The 3,918-nt window shown below is 37.4% G+C and carries 2 protein-coding genes and 1 pseudogene; 2 read left to right on the top strand and 1 reads right to left on the bottom strand.

What is annotated here, in order from left to right; all coding sequences use genetic code 11:
• Window positions 1-244, bottom strand: a pseudogene (locus tag ACFSCZ_RS16640) (IS21 family transposase); the annotation flags it as partial.
• 245 nt (window positions 245-489) lie between these two features.
• Here ACFSCZ_RS16640 and ACFSCZ_RS16635 point away from each other — a divergent pair.
• Both ACFSCZ_RS16635 and ACFSCZ_RS16630 read left to right on the top strand, forming a co-directional pair.
• Window positions 490-837, top strand: coding sequence for a hypothetical protein (locus ACFSCZ_RS16635; protein WP_380775523.1), 348 nt, complete (start codon window positions 490-492; stop codon window positions 835-837).
• A gap of 906 nt (window positions 838-1,743) precedes the next feature.
• Complete coding sequence (locus ACFSCZ_RS16630; RefSeq protein ID WP_380775522.1) at window positions 1,744-3,177, top strand: purine-cytosine permease family protein; 1,434 nt, start codon at window positions 1,744-1,746, stop codon at window positions 3,175-3,177.
• Window positions 3,178-3,918 lie beyond the last annotated feature (741 nt).

The following is a 3,918-nucleotide window of genomic DNA, read 5'->3' as shown; positions in this document are numbered from 1 at the left end:
GAAGCCAGTCAAACACCTGCGCCCCAGTCAGGTCCGGATGTTCCTTAAGCCACTTCAGAATCTCCAGGTGGTAAGGATCCAGCTTTTTTTGTCTGTTCTGTAACGAAAGGGCAAACGAATGGAACTCTTCAGGAGTCATCCTTCCGTAATCAATCACCCTGTTCCTTGAAATATTTAACTTCCTGGCAATCGCGCTGTTGGAGAATCCTTCGTTGCGAAGCCTATGAATCTCGTTGTAGATCATCAGTTTCTCCACTCCCTGTTCCTCACTTTCAATAGACTCATTCAAGTATATTGAAAGTGGAATCGTTAAGGTAAACTGTTGAGTCTTATTTGTTGGAATCTGTTTACTCTTATTTGTGGAAAACTGTTGATTCTAGTTTAATGTTTACAATTTATTCCAACCCTGTACATTTACGAGTAGCGACAATTCCACGATGTTTCAATTGAATGAAACTTGGTTAGGTTATAAATAAAGGGAGGTCTTTCATGGGAAAGTTCACAGTTACAGGTGCCATATTAATCATAACCGCTTGGTTTGCCCTCGTTGAATTCGATAGTTTCCCCGAGTCGAAACGCAAGCAAATCTTAGAAAGAATAAAAGATAGCCCTGCCCGCATCCTTTTGATCGCTTTAATGCCCATTGGTATCATTATCAATGGGTTAGGGGGCTTTTTCGGATCTCTCTGGATGGTCATTATTGGGGCATCTTTTATTTTTCTGCAAGGCATCATCGTTTCCCTGTTGTTCTGGAAGCGAAAACGCTGGAAAAGCATCCTGTTGCTTACTGCTATTGTTATATTAGGAAGTTTTATCTATATTCCGTTGCTTATATAATGACGAAGTAAAATATTGTATGAACGTTTGCATTGATAAACTATCTGGCAATTGTGGCATAGGATTTTAAACTAGTTTGTATTTAGGGAAATTTCAGGAGAGATTGAAATTAAATAACTTTATTTTTTCTCTGCTTTTTTTCACCCCAATGAAAGAACATTAGACTTCTTTTTTATTTAGCAAAGTCGTATAAAGATGTTTATAAAAAAGCATAGGCAGCTTTATCTACCAACAATCGCTTTAATGGCTAATTTATCATCAAAATGATATCAGCTACAAGCGGGGTACTGCTTCTTTTTTAAAATTTGCAATCGCATTAGTGCCCTTCCGTCAGGACAAGCCACACGAACAGTTCGACTAACTGTTTCCTCGAGTTTTGTGATCAATGGCTGCCTTAATATCATGAGATTTAGCCGTTGTCATACCTTGTATGGCCAGCTCATGATTCTTCCGATTAGTTGCCAATGTTTACAGATCTTGTCTTCATACGATTGATTATTTCACGCAACTTCTAATAAAAAATCTTATGCATAAAAATTTATTATTTTAATATATGAATTTTCGACCGGCAGGAGAGTGATCCGCTTGGATTTTTATTCATATGAATGTATGGGATAACTGCGTTAAATTAAGAGAAAACCTTATATTTAAAGGATTTATCAATACCTATTTTCCCGATCTCCTTGATTATATGAACTGACTATGTATATAATAGTTACTGTTGCAGACAATACAGTCTGTTAGGGAAGGCATACTTTTATTTTTTCACAAATACAACATGCTCAAATATTCACATACTGTTACCCTCTTAAACAAGCATTCAATTATGAAAGGGCATAAATTGAATGTGATAACACGACGTAGGAAGGGGATAGATTGTGAAGAGCTTCACGGAAGGATGATTGAGTGAGTGTAAATCAAACAAAAAGTATTCAAGAAGCAGAAAAAGACGATTATTCATTTGAAAAGGTTCCGGTAGAAAAACGAAACATGGGATGGTTCAGTGTTACCAACATCACGTTTGGTATTGCCACGGCGATTTTTTATTTTCAGACAGGCAGTGTAATGGCCCTTCAGTATGGAGCAATGAACGCAATTATTTCAGCAGTTTATGCCATCATAATTGCTGGAGTCTTAGGTACAGTGATTGCCTATTTATCCGCGAAGTCAGGAATGAACGTAAACCTCATGTCCAGGCAGGGGTTTGGGTATATTGGTGCTTCGTTAACTTCTTTAATATATGCATCGAATTTCATCATGTATTGTGCTTTTGAAGGCATGATTCTCGTTTCCGCAGTACATGCATTTTTCCCCTCAATTCCACTATGGCTTTTAATTATTGTATTTGGATCTATTGTCATCCCGCTAAATTGGTTTGGGATTAAACAGTTAGATAAATTACAAAAATGGTCATTGCCGATCTTCTTTATCTTTTTAATTATTATTATAATCGTTGCAGCCAATATGCCGTCTCAATTTAATGGGCGTTTTTGGAGCTATATGCCGGAAGGTGTACAGATAGGCGGGACAGCTTTACTCCTATGCATAGGAATGCAGCACGGAATTATGGGATTAACCGCCTTAATTGCCTCTGATTATGCACGTTTCCTTAAACCTAAAGATATTAAATTAGGATCTATTATGATCGGATTTATTCCACAAATTTTCTGTTTTGGCGTCATGGGGCTACTTGGAATATGGTTTGGTGTCCGATTAGCTGAATCGAATCCGGGGGTATATATTGTGACAATTCTTGGGCTGGGCGGAGTTTTATTTACGATGTTAACGCAATTACGTATTAACGTTACAAATATTTATAGTGCTTCCCTGTCTTTGTCCAACTTTTTTGAGAATGTATTTCGTTTTAAACCGGATCGCCGCTTCTGGGTTGTTGTCTCAGGCGTCATATCGATCGTATTAATGCTTGGCGGCATTTTAGATTATTTAGGCAGTGCGATGACATTCCAAGGAGTTCTTTTAATGGCATGGGCTGCAATTTTAGTTACAGATGCTTTAGTCGTGAAGAAGTTGTTGAAAATTGTACCGATGGAATATGAAGCGCGACAGGGAAATTTATATAAATGGAATCCAGCCGGGGTTGCGCCATTAATTATTTCAAGTGTTCTTGGAACGATTGCCGCATTAGGATACATGGGGGTGTTCCTGCAAAATACTGCGACTTTCTTTGCTGCTATATTAGCTTCGATCCTGACCATTTCAGTAGCTGTCTATACGAAGGGGAGATACTACAGTAAAGAAGTAAAGGAAATAGGTGGACAACGAAAAAAAGAAAAAGAGAGGAAAATGTCAGCGCAGACAAAAGAAGTACCAGTTGAATAAGCCAAGTATGGCAATTGATACTGACTTGATCAAAGATTCTGCATTGATAGCCGGGCCTTTTTTTATTTGGCAATGGAGGTTTCCTTAGCTTTCTAAGAAATAACCATTTCCAAATTAGTAGGGTATATAGAATGGAATTCAAATCACCTAAGACTAACGTTTGTTTCAATTATAAAAGGTTTTTTTAAAGGCTTCTTTATATCCAAGGATGCGAAGCTGATATTCCCCCTTTTTCCGCATTAAGACCTTTGACTGTATTCCTCATCTGTCCCCTCTTCATATGAATGATCTCTCCTTCGTAAATCGGACACAAAACTTACCGATAAACAAAGTGCTTTTTATTCACTGTTTGATGCGTTTTCATTTGGGGCTATTAAAAACAAGGATAAAACCGCCGGCCTGTTTTAAGCCGCTTTACTATTTATAAGGTTTTATGTATGGTGAGAGCGGAGGGTAAACAATTGATAACAAAATTTTTAACGAAGGCTTCTCATGAGTTGAGCCAACTTGTGGGAAGCGCTTTTAGTCTTGTATTACCTTATGAATTGCTTTGTTATGTACAGGTGGATTTTGGAGAGATGAGGGTTAAACCTTCAATGGAAAAACGAAACTATATCAGCTTGTAGAGAAAGTATATGTTTTTTTCTCTACAGGCTTTTTTATTTTACATTTAGACGACTTGTATCTAGATTTTTGTGTTTTTATTTTTAAGAAAAAGATTCCCATCCACCTAGACCTGTC

The organism is Siminovitchia sediminis (assembly GCF_042680885.1).
Taxonomy (GTDB): Bacteria; Bacillota; Bacilli; order Bacillales; family Bacillaceae_C; genus Siminovitchia; species Siminovitchia sediminis.
This window is presented reverse-complemented; position numbering and strand designations above follow the sequence as displayed.